Raw genomic sequence first — 18280 nt, 5'->3', positions numbered from 1 at the left:
ATGTAATCATCAGAAACAACTTCTACTGAAAACGATGGGAAATCCTACTGAGAAGCTAGGGAAATACTCCCCCTTATTCGTAGCTCAACCGTTGTTCATCCGTAGCTCAGCCGTCCTGTAATGGTTGAGCTACGAGTAAACTTCAAATGATCTCTGAGTATGTGGGATTATTTGGGTATATTTACTACTTTATTTGGGTAAGATGTGAGTAATATCACGGGAGTCGGTTTCTTAGCATTCTATCGTGGTACACTTAATCATCTTTGATTTTCTTCAGCGATCATGTAAAACAGGGTTGCTCCCGTTTCAATCACCTCGTCCGGGAAATCGTATCGTGGGGAGTGGAGTGGAGCACAGTTTTCCCCGGCCCCCAAACCGAATAGGGCTCCTTTGTATTGTTGCGTGAATAATCCGAAGTCTTCTCCCCAACTGAAGGGTGTCTGTAATTCTATGTACGGCAAATCATTGCGAATGGCCGCACTTTTAATCAGGCTTACGGACTGCGAGTCGTTTTCATTGGCGGAGAAAGGTTCCAACCATTCCATCTCGTGTTGCAGGTCGGGGGTACGTTCACATTCGGTGGCAACCAACTCTTTCAATTGTTGAGCGTGTTGGTGTAAGAGTTTGTCGGTTTTGGCCCGGAGTGTGGCCCGGATTACGCTGTTGCCCGCCGATACTCCGTATGCCTCTTCACCGACGTGAATTTCCACGATCGTGGAAAGAAAGTAGTCGTCAGATTGAATGTCTGTGTTGTTCCAACGTAACAGTTTGTCAACAATGCTGAGCGTGGCGGGAATGGGACTGATGCCTTTTTGGGGTTCGGCCGCGTGTGATGTTTTCCCCGTGAGCGAGATGGAAACGCTTACTACGGCACACGTGAAGCTGCCTTCTTTGCAAAGAACGGCGGAAGCGGGATAGCCCGGGATGTTGTGTAGGGCAAACGCTTTGTCGATCTTGTAGTAATCTAGTACTTTCGTGTCCATCACGGCTTTTGCTCCGCTACCATCCTCTTCTGCCGGTTGAAAAAGGAGCAGTACGCGTCCTTTGGTCAACGGGTGTTCCGACAGCATTTGGGCAAACCGGAGTAATATGGTTGTGTGGCCGTCATGGCCGCATTTGTGTGCTACTCCCGGATTCTGTGAATGGTAGAGCATATCGTCCGGTTCCTGTACCGCAACGGCATCCATGTCAGCCCGAAACAGGAGGGTAGGGCCATCTTCCGAGAAGAAGTATTCAACGAGCAGCCCGTGGCCACCCACGTGACGAATGACTTTAGTCGGGTTGAACGCTTGTAATTTATCCTCGACGAAACGGGCCGTCTGAGCCTCGTGCCCCGAGAGTTCGGGATGTTGGTGCAATTCCCGGCGTATCTGGTAAAAGGTATTGCTTTGCATAATTTTTCAATTTACACCGCGAAGGTAAAATAATTAATTGTTCGTGTGGTTACATTTATTTTCTATCTTTACGTCGAATTATAAAAGAAAGCAGTCATGAAGTTAAATAAGTCACAAGGGGATTTGTTGAAACGAGTGATCGAGCAGTGGGAGGCGGAAGGCACGATTGACACGAGTACGGCGGATCGGTTGAAGGAGAGTTATACGGTGCGTTCTTTCGAATGGAAGGAATTGGCGAAGTACTCGTTCTGGATTGCCATCATTTGCGGGGTGATTGCCGTGGTATCGGTGTTGGCAGATCATTTGATCATGGGTTTACTCGAGAGATTGTTTCTTTCCTCTTATTCTTTGGCTAGCGGCGTGTTTGCCGTGCTGGCGACTTTGGTGTATTACTGGGGGTGGAAACGGCGGAAGCGGATGCCTTACAAGGTTTTCAGTAACGAGACGATTCTTTTTCTTGGCGTACTGCTGACGGCTGTATCGGTAGGTTATTTGGGGGCTGCCCTGGATAGCGGAAGCGGGCATTTCTCGTTGCTTTTTCTGTTGGCGGCGGTGATTTATGGCGTACTGGGTTTTTATTTCTTGTCGGTACAGGTGTGGGTGTTTGCCCTGTTGTCGCTGGGAGCGTGGTATGGGGCCGAGACGGGGTATTTGACGGACTGGAGCAATCATTTTCTAGGACTGAATTACCCACTGCGTTACGTGGTTTTCGGGGGATTGCTGGTGGCATGTCGTTTCCTGTTGGCCAAGAAGAAATGGTTCACAACTTTTGATTATTCGACATACGTGGTAGGGATGCTTTACCTGTTTATCTCGTTATGGTTTCTTTCTGTATTCGGGAATTCGGAAAGTTGGATTCGCTGGTATTCCACGAAACAGGTGGAGCTGTGGACTTGGAATTTGTTGATTCTTCTGGGGGCGGCGGTTGCCATATTTATAGGTTTGAAACGAGATGATGCTGTTGCCCGCGGGTTCGGGATCACTTTTTTTCTACTGGGTATTTACACGTTATATTTTTCCTTGTTATGGGATGTTATGCATGCCGGGTTGTTCTTTTTTATCCTGGCTGTATCTTTCTGGTTGCTGGGACGTAAAGCAGAGAAAATATGGCACTTGGAGTTTCTACGTGACTCGAAGAAACTGAATGATGATATGAATTAAAGTATGGATACACTGGTAAGTTTAGGATATTGGGGGTTGTTTATCGGTTCTTTTCTCGCGTCAACGATTATCCCGATGAGTGCTGACGTGCTGTTGGTAGGCGTGTTGGCATTAGGAGGAAACGTGTGGGGATGCTTGGCGATAGCCACGGTGGGAAACTGGTTGGGTGGGTTGACCTCGTACTGGATAGGATGGTTGGGACGCTGGGACTGGATCGAGCGCTGGTTTAAGGTGAAGCGGGAAAAACTGGAGCAACAAAAGGAACACGTAGATCGTTATGGCGTTTGGCTTGCTCTTTTCACGTGGTTACCCGTCGTGGGTGATTTGTTCGCCATTGCCCTCGGGTTCTATCGTGTCCGTCCGAGAATGTCTGCTTTCTATATGCTCGTGGGGCGTTTTGCCCGCTTTCTGGTGTGGGTGTTGCTGTACATCAAGTACGCCGATCGTTTTATCGAATGGATCCGTTGATCAAGTGGTCGGTTACCAGCTACCACTGGAACCTCCACCTCCGAATGAACCGCCCCCGAATCCGCCGAATGACCCGCCACCGCTGCTGAATCCGCCGAATCCTCCGCTACTGCTGCCTCCCATGGGGAAAATGAAGAATCCTCCGCTACCGGAGGTGTGACCGGGCGAGTAACCACCGCCTCCTCGTTTCCGGTATATGAGTGATAGGATGATCGCGAAAATGATGACCCCGATCACGATGTCAAGGGGACTGCCTTCACTCTTTTTCTTATACTCGTCTGCGGTATATTCGCCTTTGGATAAGTCGATTAGTACATCAGTGGCTTTGTCAATGCCCTTGTAGTAGTTGTCAGCCTGGAAAGCGGGAATGATTTCATTCCGGATGATGCGGGATGCCGTTATGTCCGGAACAACGCCTTCTAGCCCGTAACCGACGGAAATGGCTACTTCTCCTTTTTCTCTTCCGGATTTCGGTTTAATCAGAATGACAATGCCGTTGTCTTTTCCCTTTTGGCCGACACCCCATTTTTCCCCGAGACGGGCCGCGTAGTCGTTGATGTCGTACCCGTTGAGTGAAGGCACGGTGACCACGGCGATCTGGGTGGAGGAGTTGGTGTTGAAGTTTACCAGTTTTTTCTCCAACGCCTCCCGTTCCTGGGTACTGAATAATCCCGTGAAATCATTCACGATGCGTTTCGGGCTCATGGGTTCCGGAATATCTTGGGCTTGAACGGTAAACAGGGTTCCCGCGATGAAGGCGAATAATATGAAAAGTCTTTTTATCATTTTGCTATAAGTTACAAATTAGAGTACGGGTTTTCGTACAAAATCGTGATTCCTCTTTACTGGAAGGAGATTTCGTCGGGGAGTTCGTTCACGTCGTCAGCCTGGTAGGGGAAGTACGCTTTCAGTTGTTCTCCGGCGGTGACGACTGCCTCGCAGATGCCTTCCGTGATCTTGCCTTCCTTGAATTTCCCGATCATGTTTTTCATGATCGAATCCCAGAAGTCCGAGGGGACTTTGGCGTTGATCCCGGCATCTCCCAGGATGGCGGATTTGTGGTCGAGTAAGGCCACGTAGATCAAAACCCCGTTTCTTTGTGCCGTTTTGTGCATGTTTAAGCGGGCAAAAACGTCGGCAGCCCGGTCGAGTACGTCTATTTTACTATGATTTTCAATATGTACCCGGATTTCCCCGGACGTGTCTTTTTCTGCTTGCTTGATGGCAGCTACCATGGCGTCTTTCTGTTGTTGGGTAAAGGCCTTTTCGGGAGACATGAGCTGATGGATTTTAGATTTTAAATTTTAGATTTTGGATTCCGGCCGCACGAGGCAGGCGTTCTGACTTCCCCTTGTTCCGGGGGGAGACCAATACACGGAGCGCTATCATGCTACAATGTAGCGTGTCCTCCCCCTGTGTAAGGGGGAGTTAGAGGGGGTAGTAGTTGGTTAAAACTTAACTTCCGGAGCTTTTTCCGCACCGGCAGTGGCCTCGAAGTAAGGTTTCGGGGTGAAGCCGAACATTCCGGCAATGATGTTTTTGGGGAATGAGCGGATGTAGGCGTTATAATCTTTCACTTCCTCGTTGAATTTACGTCTTTCGACGGCAATACGGTTTTCTGTCCCTTCCAGTTGGGCTTGTAAGTCACGGAAGTTCTCGTTGGCTTTCAAGTCCGGGTATTGTTCGGAGATTGCCAGCAAACGGGAGAGGGCAGAGGAAAGTTCGCCTTGCATATTATTGAATTTCCTGATAGTTTGCTCATCCAGTTGATCAAAGTTCACCTGCATCTGCGTGGCTTTTGCACGGGCTTCCACGACTTGGGTCAACGTGTTCTGTTCATGCTCCGCGTAGCCTTTCACCGTGTTCACGAGGTTTGGAATTAGGTCCAGACGACGTTGGTATTGATTTTCCACGTTCGACCATTGGGAGGATACATTTTCACTCCGGGTTACCATTTGATTGTAACTTCCTTTGAACCACATGAAAATTCCAATCACGATAACGATAATTACTCCAATTACAATATAACTCTTTTTCATATGTTGCTTTTATTTTAGTGTTACGGGTACAAATATAATGCTTTATTAATTGTTTGTAGCAAGAAGTTCCTTGCAATTATTCCCATAAATGTGGTGTGAACTGAATTATATTGACTATCTTTGTGGCATGAAACATTGTGAGTTCATTTTGATCTTTATCTTCTTTGTATTTTCCGGATACGTTCCCTCCGGCTCTTTCCATCGTTGAATTGACCTTTGTAAGCTTTCTTTGTTCAGATAATTTTTTGCCCGAGTAAGTTTGTATGTACGAACTAAAAATAACAAGAGGCAATTTAAAACGTAACAATTATTATTATGACATTTAGAGAATTAGAAATTGCAGAGCCTATTCTTAAGGCTATCTGTGAAAAAGGATATGAAAAACCCACCCCGATACAAGAGAAGGGGATACCCGTGGCTCTTCGAGGTGGTGATATGCTGGGGATTGCCCAGACTGGAACCGGTAAGACGGCAACATTTGCAATACCGATATTACAACATTTGCTCGTTGAGCGTTCCACTGAAAGTCGTTCGGAAGCCCGGGGCAGTAAAGGACGGTTCGTGAAAAAACGAGCCGTTAAAGCTCTAATCTTGACTCCAACCCGGGAATTGGCTATCCAGATCGGAGAGAGCATCACGGATTACGGGAAGCACACGGGAATCAAGCAGGCGATTATATTCGGCGGGGTGAAACAGGGAGTGCAGACGGATCAGTTGCAGGCGGGAGTGGATATTCTTGTTGCCACACCGGGACGTTTGCTCGATTTGATCCGGCAAGGATACGTGAATCTTTCCTCGATCACGCATTTTGTTTTGGATGAAGCCGACAGGATGTTGGATATGGGATTTATCGCGGATATACGACGTTTGTTACCCATGCTGCCAGTAAAGCGTCAGACGTTGTTTTTCTCGGCAACGATGCCTAAGGATATCGTGAATCTATCGAAAAGTATTCTTTCAAACCCGACAAGGGTGGAGGTAACCCCGGTTTCTTCAGCCGTCGACACGGTAGAACAGTGCGTCTACTTCGTGGAGAAGCCGGAAAAGAAGAAACTTCTTGTTTCTTTGTTAAAACAAGAGAAAAAGTCGGTACTTGTTTTCTCCCGTACCAAACATGGGGCAGATAATATATCACGCTTGTTGAAGAAATCCGGAATCAAAAGCGAGGCGATTCACGGGGATAAATCACAAGGGCAACGCCAACGGGCCTTGTCAAACTTTAAGGCAGGCACTACCCGGGTGATGGTGGCCACGGACATTGCGGCTCGAGGAATTGATATTCAGGAGTTGGAGATTGTCATAAATTATGATCTGCCTGATGTGGCAGAAACATACGTACATCGTATCGGGCGTACCGGACGTGCAGGGCATCTCGGCACGGCGGTGACCTTCTGTTCCGAAGAAGAACAACCTAAGATTCGAGAGATTCAAGGTCTGACAGGTAAGAAAATCAATCGGTTGTCTTTTCAGATATGATACTGAACGTAAATAAAAAAACGACCGGTAATACCAGTCGTTTTTTTTATATGTGGAAACAATAGCTTATTTCACGAGATTCATGGTGTCTGTTGCGATAACCAATTCCTCATCCGTGGTGATACTCATCACGATTACCTTGGAGTCGGCGGTAGACAGTATTTTATCTTGTCCGCGAACGCCTTTATTGGCTGCAACATCGAAGTGGATACCCATGTATTCCATGTTGGTACATACTTGCTCACGTACTTCGCTGTCATTTTCTCCGATACCTCCGGTGAAGACAATCAAATCTGCTCCGTTTAGTGCGGCAGCGTAACTACCCACGTATTTCTTCACGTCGTAAGCGAGAATATCAAGAGCGAGACGGGCTTTATCGTTTCCGGCTTCAGCAGCAGCCTGTAAGTCACGACAATCGGAAGAAACTTCAGATACTCCTTGCAATCCTGATTTCTTGTTCACGAGGTCGTTTGCCTGTGCCGCGTTTAAACCTTCTTTTTCGCAGATGTATAACAATGCACCCAAGTCAAGGTCTCCCGTGCGGGTTCCCATGATCACTCCGGCATTGGGCGTGAAGCCCATGGAGGTGTCGACGGATTTGCCTTTGTTGATAGCGGTTATGGATGAACCGTTACCCAAGTGACAAGTGATGATTTTTTTCTCCTCGATGTTCCATCCCAGTATTTTACATGCTTTTTCTGCCACGAACTTGTGGGAGGTCCCGTGGAATCCGTAACGACGGATACGGTAATTTTCGTAGTATTTGTACGGGATTCCGTAAATAAATGCTTCTTTGGGAAGAGTTTGGTGGAATGACGTGTCAAATACTGCTACCTGTGGTACACCCGGTAATAGTTTTTCCATCGTCTCGATTCCTTTCAGGTTCGCGGGATTGTGAAGTGGAGCCAATTCGCAGCAAGCAGCGATCTTTTTCTTGGCATCCTCGTCAACACGGACGCTCTTGGCGAAGAATTCACCACCATGAGCCACACGGTGCCCCACGGCCTTGATGTCCGTCAAGGTCTTGATTACCCCATGTTTTGGGTCAACCAATGCTTTCAATATCAAGTCGATCCCGGCTGTATGGTCGGCGATAGGTTCTTCTACCACGTATTTATCTTTTCCTTCCGGTTTGTGAGTGAAACTTCCCACGGGTAAACCGATCTTTTCCACTAATCCTTTCGCGAGTAACGTCGGTTCTCCTGCCATGTCAAGTAATTGATATTTGATGGAGGAGCTTCCGCAGTTTAAAACTAGTACGTTCATTATAATTTAATTTGAAATGGTAATACTTGTTGAGTTTATTTTGCCGCGGCTTGATTTACCGTGATGGCAACGAGATTCACAATGTCACTTACTGAACAACCTCTTGACAAATCGTTGATCGGGGCTGCCATACCTTGAAGTACTGGACCAACGGCTTCGATTCCCGCGATGCGTTGTACCAGTTTATAGCTGATGTTTCCGACTTCAAGACTGGGGAAAATCAATACGTTGGCTTTACCGGCTACAGGGCTTCCCGGAGCTTTGCTAGCACCTACAGATGCCACGAGAGCTGCATCGGCTTGCATTTCACCGTCAATCATCACGTCGGGAGCCATCTGTTTGGCGAGTTCGGTTGCTTTCACTACTTTGTCTACCAATTCATTTTTAGCAGACCCCTTGGTAGAGAAACTTAACATGGCAACTCTCGGCTCGATTTTAGCGATAGCTCTGGCCGTTCCGGCAGTAGCCACGGCGATTTGTGCCAATTCTTCAGCAGTCGGGTTTGGCAACACGGCGCAGTCAGCACATACGATCAAACCGTTTTCCCCGTATTCAGGTTTATTGGTTAATAACAGAAATGCTCCTGATACAACAGACATACCCGGTAAGGTTTTCACGATCTGTAACGCGGGACGTAACACGTCTCCGGTAGCATTCTTTGCTCCGGCAACTTCTCCGTCAGCATCACCGCTCTTGATCATCAAAGTGGCAAGGTATAGTGGGTCAAGAACGAGCTTCATGGCTTGTTCTTTTGTCATACCTTTACTTTTGCGAAGTTCAACCAAAAGGTCTGCATACGCTTCCTTTTTCTCGTGGTTTGCAGGATCGATGATCGTGGCTTTACCGATGTTTTTCAAATCGAATTTCTCGGCCAATGCTTTAATTTCAGCCGGATTACCGATCAGGATGATTTGAGCGATACCTTCACCGATCAGGATGTCAGCTGCTTTCAACGTACGTTCTTCTGTTCCTTCCGGAAGTACAATGCGTTTGTTGTACTTCTTCGCATTTTCTTTGATTTGTTCAAGGAGATTCATGATATTTTTATTTTAATATATAGTTACTCGCAATCGTTAGCGCGAAAGTAGAAATAAATAATCAATTTGTAATGCAGACATTACAAAAAAGTTCATTGTTGCCCCCGTTTTATTTTCCGAGCTTGAAACGAATGCGTAATACTCCATCATTGAAATCGAACGAGATGATGCGGAAAGTTCCGATCTCGGCCGTGTTGGTGACATGAAGACCGATACAGGCGCATTGATCGTAATCCCCGATACGAATTACTCGTACCGTCTTGATTCCCGGTTCAGGAAGGCGAGTGAGATTGATGCAAGCCGGCACTTGATCGATCGGATAGAAGATTTCTTCCACGTTGATATTCTGTTGTATGATGTCATTTACCGCTTGCTCCACGGTGGCAATGTCTTCTGCGGAAGGAGCTGTCGTGAAGTGGTAATCACATTTGGATTTCTTTTTCTCGATATGGGCAGAGAAAGAACGTTCACAATGGAAGTATTTGACCATCTGAGAATTTAAAAGGTGTTCTGCTGTATGCATAGGTGCGAGTAACATATCCTGAAATTTGGGACTTGTTCGATTAATATTTATGCTTGTTTCCATATTAGAACGTTAAATGTTAATACTACAACAAATATAGGCATTATGGGACAGAAAAAAAATATTGCTATCTATTGTCGAGTGAGCACGCAAATGCAGACTACCGACAGACAACAAGAAGAGTTAACTAAGTTGGCGAATGAAAGGAGTGATTGGAATTATTCAAATGGTTATTCAACTGTTGATATTTGTTCGCTATTTAATAGTGAAGTGTTCTAGCCCCATATACAAAGAGAATTGAAAATTACAAAGAACTAAGAGCGAAAAAAGGGTTAGAACCTAAAGAGTATAAATATATTGATATTGACAATCTTAAATGGCGAACTAGTTCGTTATTAAGAATCTTGCGGAACAAATTATATATTGGCAGTCGGCATGAACAGCGAGAAAGGTAAAGTGTTGAAAAGCAGGGAAACGGAACGTGAACTTCTAAAACGATTGAAAGGAGCAGACGAAATATATATAACGATACGATAAATCAAAAGGGGAATAACAAGCTATTCCCCTTTCTTTTAACCACTTAATTAAGAAATTGTCAGATAACCAATTGAGCGGCTGAATTATTTATCTTGCAACTAATATCTTTCAAAGCGTGCCTAAGTACTTCAATTTCTTCTTTACTGAACCTTGCTTGTTTCCCGTTTACGATGTTGTTGTTAAGTCTTTGATAAAACCAAGCGGTTGTTTTGTTGAAGTAATTCTTAGCTATGTAACTAGCTGATATAATGCCTAGAATGTCTTTAAGTTTCTCTTTAATAATATATTCTTGTGCCTCCTTGTTAGTCGCTTTAATTGATTCAACAACCGCTTTTGAAAAGCTATCGTTGTCTTTACTTGCTAACACGCTAACCTCGTTAAGTATAGCTTCTTTCTCTTTCCCTGTCTTTGCCTCCCTGTAACTTAATTTTAGTCTTTCTATGTCGTTTAATACCTGTTCCATAATTAATTAGTTTGTGCCCTCTTTCGAGTGCTATTTTTAAATCTCTGAACTCTTTAGTAACTCGATTAGCAACTCTATTTCCTTGTCTAGTACCGCTTGCATCCTTAGAGATACTTGTGAGTAGATTTGCAAATAGAACTCCAAATCTTTCTCTAGTTCTTTTCTCTTTTTACTTTTTCGTTTCATCGCTCTTTTTTTATTTGATTATCTGACACCACAAAGATAATAATAAATTTGTTATTGAAAAAGAAATAATAATATTTTTATTATTGGATAAGGAGATGTTATTAGGAAGGCACTTTATTAAAAATTTAACATTTTCAAAGGTAGAGGAGGATATTCCTGTTTGTTGTGTGCATTTAGCTGGATTTCTTGTTCCATAATTAATTGTTGTGATTGATTAAATTTACTACTACTAAGGAATACATCGGGTTACATTTCTTTTTCCATCTGTTCGAACTTGTGCGATTTTTGCACAAGTTGATTCTGACTCCAATTCTTGTTTTTTTAAATATTGTTCATATGGCGCAAAATGGCTATACTGTCTGTTTGGAACAATTCACTCATTTGTAATCGTTATAAAATATTTGTTTATATCTTTTTATAGCGTAGTTCCAATGTTCCATCATCTTCTCGTAAATTATGATCGAATTATTCCTTAATTTTGAATCTGCATGAAATTCATAATAATCATTCCATCCCCAGTCTGGATGTTGCGGAATAATTCCCCAATATTTGTAAACATGTCCTTTATAAATTATGACCAAGAACAACTTGAAAGGCTCCAAACCACCTAGCTTATCTTTCGTGAAATAAAAAAAAGTTATAACTTCTTCATTTTGCAAAAAATAATAATCTAAAGAATGAACCACGTAAAATATATCTTGAGTAGACGTACTATCTATATCTATATATTTACTCACGTCATTTTTACCATAAACAATTTCAAGAGATTGATTAGAAGAGTTTGCACGATCCACGTATATCTTGAATGAAATTCGCTTAGAATCACCCAATAGTTCAAAACCATCAACACACCAATTATCAAAAATTAGAGGCTGTTTGACTTCAATACTATCTCTTAATTCCTGAGCATTTCCTCGTACAATTATATTTCCCAAGAAAAAACAAGGAAACAATAACAAAATTATTCTATCTCGTGCTTTCATTATTCGTTTTATTAAAATTATATTTTACTAAAGGTACATCATATTGTTCCATATATTAATTGTTGTGATTGATTTAATTTATATCTAACTTAGATTCAATTAGAAAATGCAATAATAAACAATTAATTTCCTGTTTTCAATTAATTTTCTAACTTTGTCGCTTGATCGGGCGGGATTTTTCCGCCGCGGGATTGCTTTACAAGTGGTTCCGGTTTAAATTTAGGTTTAAATAAAACTGTAATTATGAAGTTATTAGAAGGAAAGACTGCCATTATCACGGGGGCATCAAGAGGAATCGGAAAGGCTGTGGCATTGGAATTTGCCCGTCAAGGAGCGAACATCGCTTTCACCGATTTAAGATATGATGAAATAGCTCAAGAAACCGAAAAAGAAATTGCTGCTTTGGGTGTGAAAGCTAAAATGTACGCTTCCAATGCTGCCGATTTCGCGGCTACGAATGCTACCGTGGATGAGATTGTTAAAGAATTCGGACGTGTAGATATACTTGTAAATAATGCCGGTATCACGAAAGATACCTTGTTAATGCGCATGAGCGAAGAACAATGGGATGCCGTGATTAACGTGAATTTGAAATCCGTGTTTAATTTCACGAAGGCCGTGTCTGCCGTTATGTTACGTCAAAAATCAGGTTCCATCATCAGCATGAGTTCCGTGGTGGGTGTGAGTGGTAACGCTGGACAAGCAAACTACGCTGCCTCCAAAGCCGGAATTATCGGATTTACAAAGAGCGTGGCTAAAGAACTTGGTTCGCGTAATATTCGTGCCAACGCTGTTGCTCCGGGATTCATCATTACCGATATGACCGCACAATTACCAGAAGACGTGCGTAAGGAATGGGCTGCCAAAATTCCGTTGAAGAGAGGTGGTACTCCGGAAGATATCGCGAAAGTATGCGTGTTCTTGGCTTCTGATTTGTCTGCTTATGTGACAGGTCAAACAATCCATGTTTGCGGTGGAATGAACATGTAGACATCGCTGAAGGCGAGTTAAAAGTTGCAGGTTGTCAGGTTACAAATTGTACCGATAACCTGCAACTTTTTTTCTATCGTGAGAATTCGAGTCTTTTCGTTAAATACCGTGAAAAATAAAACTTTGTCACGCTTGTCTTGGTTATTTTCCGGAATATGTCTAATTTTAAAACATCGTAATACCACCATCTTCGGATGGCACTAACGAATTATGGTCTGGTTTTTGTAAGTTTGGATATTGAACAAAAGGAATAAACTCATGGGAAATAATGTCAGATGTAGAGTGAAGGCGGCTTGGCGAACAATAGGGGCGTGTCTGTTATTGGGAGGCATCGTGTCATGCAGTAGTTACAAAATATTGGATATTGACGTGTTGCATCCGGGGAAGTTGAACGTCGGAACCAAGAACGCCCAGATTTTGTTTATCGACCGGAAACTGGTACATCAGTTGGATTCTCTCACCGCTCACCAGTTGTTCTCTAGTTTGCGGTTACGGAGAAACGAAGTCGTCAATCATTTCTATAACGGGGTGCGTGACGGATTGCGTAACGGTGTACAGCCTATTTTATTGGTTAAAGGGTTAGGATTGAACACGGAATATATTCCGGACGGATATACCCCCGCACCTATTTCACCGGAAGGTATTGCCGCGTTGGAAAAAGTTTCCGGACAAATGTATATACTCTCGGTGGAATACTGTAAGTTCGGGGTGGATGATGCGGGTCGGTTGATGCTTGATTCCAACCTCTTTGTGCGTTTATATGACCCGGAGGGTGTCGTGGTGGATTCTGCAACTACCCACAAGTTGGACGACGTGGACGAGACACTCTTCGAGGGAAACAGTTATGATATAATTTGTAATTTCTTTTACAATAACGGGGTGAAATATGCAGAACGTTTAACGCCAACCTGGAAGCCTGAAGAGCGTAGGATTTACACGAATAACCGTCTGTTGAATCTCGGTTACTACTATTTTGAAAACGAAAATGACGAAGAGGCCCGGCGAATATGGAATGCGGCTTTGAACCTGAAACCCAAGGTTGCGGCTAGTGCCGCGGTGAACCTGGCATGGTTCTACGAAAAGGATGGTAACTTCTCGTCGGCGAAGGCGTTATTGGAAGCGGCATTGAAAACACTGCAAGCGAATAACATCAGTAATGGTTTATCCGTATATATTACGGATTACATAAAGCGTTTGGAGAAACGCATCAAGGATGAAACCAAAATTATGGAACAGTTATAAACGATTTTAAAGCATGAGAAATTTCGATTATTACAATCCCGTAAAAATCCTTTTCGGGAAAGGAAAAATTGCCGAGATCGCGAAATGGATTCCGAAAGGAATGAAAGTTATGATGACCTACGGTGGTGGAAGCATCAAGAAAAACGGTGTCTATGAACAAGTGATGGATGCGTTGCAAGGATTTGATATTGTAGAGTTCGGGGGTATAGAACCGAATCCGAAATACGAGACATTGATGCGGGCCGTGGAACTGGCAAAGCAAGAAAACGTGGGATTTCTTCTAGCTGTGGGTGGGGGTTCCGTGATTGATGGAACAAAATTTATTGCCGCCGCCACTTGTTTCGAAGGGAGTGAACCTTGGGACATCGTGGCAAAAGGAGCACGGGTGAATGCAGCTCTCCCGTTGGGAACCGTGCTGACTCTTCCGGCTACAGGATCGGAAATGAATAATGGAGGAGTGATCACTCGCCAAGCCACGTTAGAAAAATTGGCGTTCAGTTCTCGTCACGTGTTCCCGAAATTTTCTGTGTTAGACCCGATGGTGACTTATTCCTTACCCATGAAGCAAGTGGCTAACGGGGTGGTCGATACTTTCGTGCATGTCATGGAACAATATTATACATTCCCGGAACAAGCTGAAATTCAAGATCGTTTCTCGGAATCCATTTTGAAAACCCTGATTGAACTGGGACCGAAATTGATGCATGCCGAGAAGCCGAATTATGAGGATCGGGCCAACTTCATGTGGGCCGCCACGATGGGCTTGAACGGGTTGATTGCCTGCGGGGTATCGCAGGATTGGTCAACCCACCATATCGGTCATGAATTGACCGCTTTCAACGGGTTGGATCACGGGATCACGTTGGCGATTGTTCTACCGGGAGTGATGAATGCCACGAAGATCAAACGTCGCGAGAAACTGTTGCAATATGCCTCACGCGTGTGGAATATTGACACGGATCAGCCCGATGCTGCCGATCAGGCAATTGCTCGTACGGAACAATTTTTTAATGAATTGGGCGTGAAGACCCGCTTGTCTGATTACGGCGTGGGTATCGACACGATCGACCGTATCGAAAAGCGTTTCCGTGAGCGGGGAAATTTTGCCTTAGGCGGAATCGACGATGTGAACGTGGATAACGTGAGAGCGATATTAACTTCTAGACTTTAATAATTTAGAATGTAATATGTAGAATTTAGAATGTGATAAAGGACTTTCTTGATATACATGTTACATTCTACATTTTACATTCTACATTTTACATTTCATATCGTATGTTGCGTGTATATCGGGCTTCCGCCGGTGCGGGGAAGACTTTTGCTTTGACGATGGAATATTTCAAGATCGTTTTTAACGCTTCTTCCGAGTATAAAAACGTGCTTGCCGTGACCTTTACGAATAAGGCCACGGAAGAGATGAAATCCCGTATCGTGCGAGAGTTGAACAAGCTGGCAGAGGGACAGAAGAGCGATTACCGGGAGGAACTTAAACGGGCGCTGAAATTGACAGACGAGCAGGTGAAGGAACGGGCCGGCGTGTTACGTACCTTGATCCTGCACGATTACGGGCGATTATCCGTGACAACAATCGATCGTTTTTTTCAGCGGGTAATCAAAGCGTTTACCCGTGAACTGGGAATATTTCCCGGGTATAATGTCGAGTTGGATAGTGACTACGTGTTACAGCGGGCCGTAGATCAGGTAATGCAGCGCATGAACAAGGACAAGGAGTTGAGAACGTGGATTACCGAGCTGATGAGCGATAGCGTGGAGGATGCCAAATCGTGGAGCGTGAAGAATAAGATTGCGGAACTGGGGAAGGAGTTGTTTGGCGAAAGTTACATGCTTTTTGACAAGGAAGTGAGGGAAAAGTTTAACGATCGTGGGTTCTTGAAAGGCTATAAGATGTTCTTGCAGGGCGTGGTTTCCCGTTTTGAGGATCGCATGGAGGCGTTCGGTCAATCTGCTTGCCGGTATATCGAGGAGAGTGGATTACACGCGGAGGATTTCAAAGGAGGGAAGCGAAGTTTTATAAATTATTTTTACAAGCTGCGGGACAAAGGCTTGGATAAGATTCCCGATTCTGCCCGAAAGGCAATTGATAACCCGGATGAATGGGTGACCAAAAAGCAGGACTCCTCGCTTCGGGCATTGATCGAGAATGTTTACCCGGAGCTGAACACGAGCTTGCGGGAAAGTGTTGAATATTATGACAAGAATTTGCCGGATTACGTGTCGGCGGTTCTACTTTCGAAGAATCTTTACCAACTGGGGATTTTGAATGATTTGTACGGGGCCGTGAGGGATTATTGTGACGAGAAAGGGCTTATGTTACTGAGTGACACGACCCGTTTGCTCAACATGCTGATTGCTGGGAATGACACCTCTTTCCTGTTCGAGAAAACGGGAAACTTCTACAAGCATATCATGATTGACGAGTTCCAGGATACCTCCACCATGCAATGGGGAAATTTCCTGCCACTTGTCGTGAACACCCTTTCCGAAGGGGGGAGGGCTTTGATCGTGGGCGATGTGAAGCAGAGCATTTATCGCTGGCGTAACGGAGACTGGCGTTTATTGGCAGAAGGAGTGGAGCGGGATCTGGCAACATTTGGCACGGATAACGTGATTCTCGAGCATAATTGGAGAAGTTGCAAGGAGGTGGTGGAATTCAATAACCGTTTCTTTGTCTTGGCCGCGCGGCAGTTAAAGGAATTGTACGACAGCGAATGCGGGGAAGAAAACGTGTATTCCCGTTCCATCACGGAAGCCTATCACCACCCGGAACAACTCGTGAGCCGTTCGGGAAACGGGTACGTGGAGATCCGTTTCGGTGGAGAAAAACAAGAAGAGGGAAGTGACGTGGAGATCATGAATGCAGTCGTGGATGTCATCAACGATACGATACACCGGGGCGGAGAGTTGAAAAACTGCGTGATTCTTGTGCGTAACGGTAAGGAGGGGGCTTTCGTTGCCGATTACCTGATCGAATATAACAAGCGGGAGAATATCCCTTTCCCGATCACGTTTATATCCAATGATTCGTTATACGTTTCCTCGTCACCTTACGTGGAATTAATTATTAACGTGTTGCGCTACATGGTGGAACCGTATGATGCCGTGAACCGAACCGTGTTGCTTTATAATTATCGGACCTTTGTCCGGGGAGAAAATACTTCACAGGAAGATCTTCTTTTCAAGGCCGGTAGTACGGACGAGAGTTTTCTTGACACGATTGACTTGCCTTTTTTACGGGAGCCGGAGAAATTGACCTGTAGTTCCTTGTTCGAGATCACGGAATCGATTATCGAGGTTTTCGGCTTACGGGCACGAACGGAAGAGTTGCCTTACCTGATCGCTTTTCAGGATATTCTCTTTGATTACGAGAAAAATAACACGAATAGCATCCCTGTTTTTCTTGAATGGTGGGAGAAAGAGAAGGATAAAAAGGTATTATCCACCTCGGAAGAAGTGGATGCCGTGCGTATTCTCACGATACATAAATCCAAGGGATTGGAATTCAAAACGGTTATTATCCCTTTCTGTGCATGGGATCTCGATGACACTCGTCACGGACGTCGGATATGGTGTCAAAACCGGGAGAAAGGATTCCGGGAGCTGGAATACGCACCGTTAAACTATTCCTCTAAATTGCTAGATAGCCATTTCCGTGAGGATTACCTCCATGAACACGTGAAAGCTTACGTGGATAATTTGAATCTGCTGTACGTGGCATTCACGCGGGCGGAACGGGAGTTGTACGTTTTACCTTACGCTCCCAAGATAACGAAAGAGGGAAAACCCTCAGATATCGGTGCTTTCCTATTTCAAGTTCTGGAGACAGGCGAGATACCGGAATGGAATTCCGAAAATTCATCTCTGGTCATCGGGGAGAAGCAATTGATAACCGGTAAGGAAAAAGTGGAGGACGATAATACGTTAAGCCTGGCGGAATATCCGATTTATGAATTAAACGAGCGGGTCAGCGTACGGTATAAATATGAAGATTATACCGATCCGGAAAAGACGGAAACTTCTGCTGTTGACGAAGGGAAAATATTGCACGAGATTTTCCGTCGTATCGAAACGGTGGAGGATGTCGATCGTGCGGTAAATAATATGTATGCCTCCGGATTGCTAACCTCGGTGGAGCGTGCGGATTACCGGGAACAGGTAGTGGCTTATTTGAACAACACCCCCCATTCGGAATGGTTTGATGGGAAATATAAAGTTATTAATGAACGGGATATCCTTTTCTGTCATTCGGGAAAAGCTCGTCCTGACCGGGTTATGATTGATGGGAAAAAAGCCATTGTCGTGGATTATAAATTCGGTCAGAAGGAAGAGAAATCATATATCCGACAGGTTGGATTCTATTGTAAAACATTGCGACAGATGGGGTACACCGATGTCTCCGGTTATATCTGGTACGTTCCTTTGGGCAAAGTCGTGTCCGTGTGAGGCCCATACAAATATTCTATTAACCTACCACCCCTATCTCCTCTTAAGATTACA

The 18280-nt window shown here is 44.5% G+C and carries 17 protein-coding genes; 8 read left to right on the top strand and 9 right to left on the bottom strand.

Annotated elements, in window-relative coordinates:
* Positions 1-257 precede the first annotated feature (257 nt).
* Entirely contained in the window at positions 258-1394 is a 1137-nt protein-coding gene (locus D8S85_RS03420; protein WP_106624876.1) for a M20 metallopeptidase family protein, read from the bottom strand.
* A 96-nt stretch (positions 1395-1490) separates the two neighbouring features.
* On the opposite strand from D8S85_RS03420, the gene D8S85_RS03415 reads away from it, so the two are divergent.
* Positions 1491-2555 carry a DUF2157 domain-containing protein gene (locus tag D8S85_RS03415; RefSeq protein ID WP_106624875.1) on the top strand — a complete coding sequence of 355 codons (1065 nt, stop codon included), beginning with the start codon at positions 1491-1493 and terminating at the stop codon, positions 2553-2555.
* A 3-nt stretch (positions 2556-2558) separates the two neighbouring features.
* Positions 2559-3023: a YqaA family protein gene (locus D8S85_RS03410; RefSeq protein ID WP_106624874.1), complete on the top strand. Its 465-nt coding sequence runs from the start codon at positions 2559-2561 to the stop codon at positions 3021-3023.
* Positions 3024-3035: 12 nt separating this feature from the next.
* Here D8S85_RS03410 and D8S85_RS03405 read toward each other — a convergent pair whose 3' ends face one another.
* The 3 genes from D8S85_RS03405 to D8S85_RS03395 all read right to left on the bottom strand — a co-directional run bounded on the left by D8S85_RS03405 (position 3036) and on the right by D8S85_RS03395 (position 5062).
* Complete coding sequence (locus D8S85_RS03405) at positions 3036-3809, bottom strand: TPM domain-containing protein (protein ID WP_106624873.1); 774 nt, start codon at positions 3807-3809, stop codon at positions 3036-3038.
* Positions 3810-3865: 56 nt separating this feature from the next.
* Entirely contained in the window at positions 3866-4300 is a 435-nt protein-coding gene (locus D8S85_RS03400) for a TPM domain-containing protein (protein ID WP_106624872.1), read from the bottom strand.
* Between the two features lie 171 nt (positions 4301-4471).
* Positions 4472-5062, bottom strand: coding sequence for a LemA family protein (locus tag D8S85_RS03395; RefSeq protein WP_106624871.1), 591 nt, complete (start codon positions 5060-5062; stop codon positions 4472-4474).
* A 315-nt stretch (positions 5063-5377) separates the two neighbouring features.
* Here D8S85_RS03395 and D8S85_RS03390 point away from each other — a divergent pair, with 315 nt between their 5' ends.
* Entirely contained in the window at positions 5378-6538 is a 1161-nt protein-coding gene (locus D8S85_RS03390) for a DEAD/DEAH box helicase (protein ID WP_106624870.1), read from the top strand.
* A gap of 66 nt (positions 6539-6604) precedes the next feature.
* Here D8S85_RS03390 and D8S85_RS03385 read toward each other — a convergent pair whose 3' ends face one another.
* The 3 genes from D8S85_RS03385 to D8S85_RS03375 all read right to left on the bottom strand — a co-directional run bounded on the left by D8S85_RS03385 (position 6605) and on the right by D8S85_RS03375 (position 9427).
* Positions 6605-7804 carry an acetate/propionate family kinase gene (locus D8S85_RS03385; RefSeq protein WP_106624869.1) on the bottom strand — a complete coding sequence of 400 codons (1200 nt, stop codon included), beginning with the start codon at positions 7802-7804 and terminating at the stop codon, positions 6605-6607.
* 35 nt (positions 7805-7839) lie between these two features.
* Complete coding sequence (pta, locus tag D8S85_RS03380; RefSeq protein ID WP_106624868.1) at positions 7840-8841, bottom strand: phosphate acetyltransferase; 1002 nt, start codon at positions 8839-8841, stop codon at positions 7840-7842.
* Positions 8842-8950: 109 nt separating this feature from the next.
* Positions 8951-9427, bottom strand: coding sequence for an alanyl-tRNA editing protein (locus D8S85_RS03375; RefSeq protein ID WP_181951176.1), 477 nt, complete (start codon positions 9425-9427; stop codon positions 8951-8953).
* Positions 9428-9469: 42 nt separating this feature from the next.
* On the opposite strand from D8S85_RS03375, the gene D8S85_RS03370 reads away from it, so the two are divergent.
* A complete protein-coding gene (locus D8S85_RS03370; protein ID WP_106624867.1) occupies positions 9470-9643 on the top strand; it encodes a recombinase family protein in 174 nt (57 codons plus the stop codon).
* A gap of 316 nt (positions 9644-9959) precedes the next feature.
* Here D8S85_RS03370 and D8S85_RS03365 read toward each other — a convergent pair whose 3' ends face one another.
* Positions 9960-10364: a DUF5053 domain-containing protein gene (locus D8S85_RS03365; RefSeq protein WP_106624866.1), complete on the bottom strand. Its 405-nt coding sequence runs from the start codon at positions 10362-10364 to the stop codon at positions 9960-9962.
* 563 nt (positions 10365-10927) lie between these two features.
* Positions 10928-11533 carry a hypothetical protein gene (locus D8S85_RS03360; RefSeq protein ID WP_106624865.1) on the bottom strand — a complete coding sequence of 202 codons (606 nt, stop codon included), beginning with the start codon at positions 11531-11533 and terminating at the stop codon, positions 10928-10930.
* A gap of 243 nt (positions 11534-11776) precedes the next feature.
* On the opposite strand from D8S85_RS03360, the gene fabG reads away from it, so the two are divergent.
* From fabG to D8S85_RS03340, 4 genes are all read left to right on the top strand, one after another.
* The gene (gene fabG / locus D8S85_RS03355) at positions 11777-12523 is read left to right on the top strand and encodes a 3-oxoacyl-[acyl-carrier-protein] reductase (RefSeq protein ID WP_106624864.1); all 747 of its coding nucleotides are present in this window, start codon (positions 11777-11779) and stop codon (positions 12521-12523) included.
* Positions 12524-12781: 258 nt separating this feature from the next.
* Positions 12782-13765: a DUF6340 family protein gene (locus D8S85_RS03350; RefSeq protein ID WP_106624863.1), complete on the top strand. Its 984-nt coding sequence runs from the start codon at positions 12782-12784 to the stop codon at positions 13763-13765.
* Positions 13766-13778: 13 nt separating this feature from the next.
* Positions 13779-14936, top strand: a complete 1158-nt coding sequence (locus D8S85_RS03345) for an iron-containing alcohol dehydrogenase (RefSeq protein ID WP_106624862.1) — start codon at positions 13779-13781, stop codon at positions 14934-14936.
* A 104-nt stretch (positions 14937-15040) separates the two neighbouring features.
* Entirely contained in the window at positions 15041-18226 is a 3186-nt protein-coding gene (locus tag D8S85_RS03340) for a UvrD-helicase domain-containing protein (protein ID WP_106624861.1), read from the top strand.
* Positions 18227-18280: the final 54 nt, after the last annotated feature.

Source organism: Butyricimonas faecalis, assembly GCF_003991565.1.
GTDB lineage: Bacteria > Bacteroidota > Bacteroidia > Bacteroidales > Marinifilaceae > Butyricimonas > Butyricimonas faecalis.
This window is presented reverse-complemented; position numbering and strand designations above follow the sequence as displayed.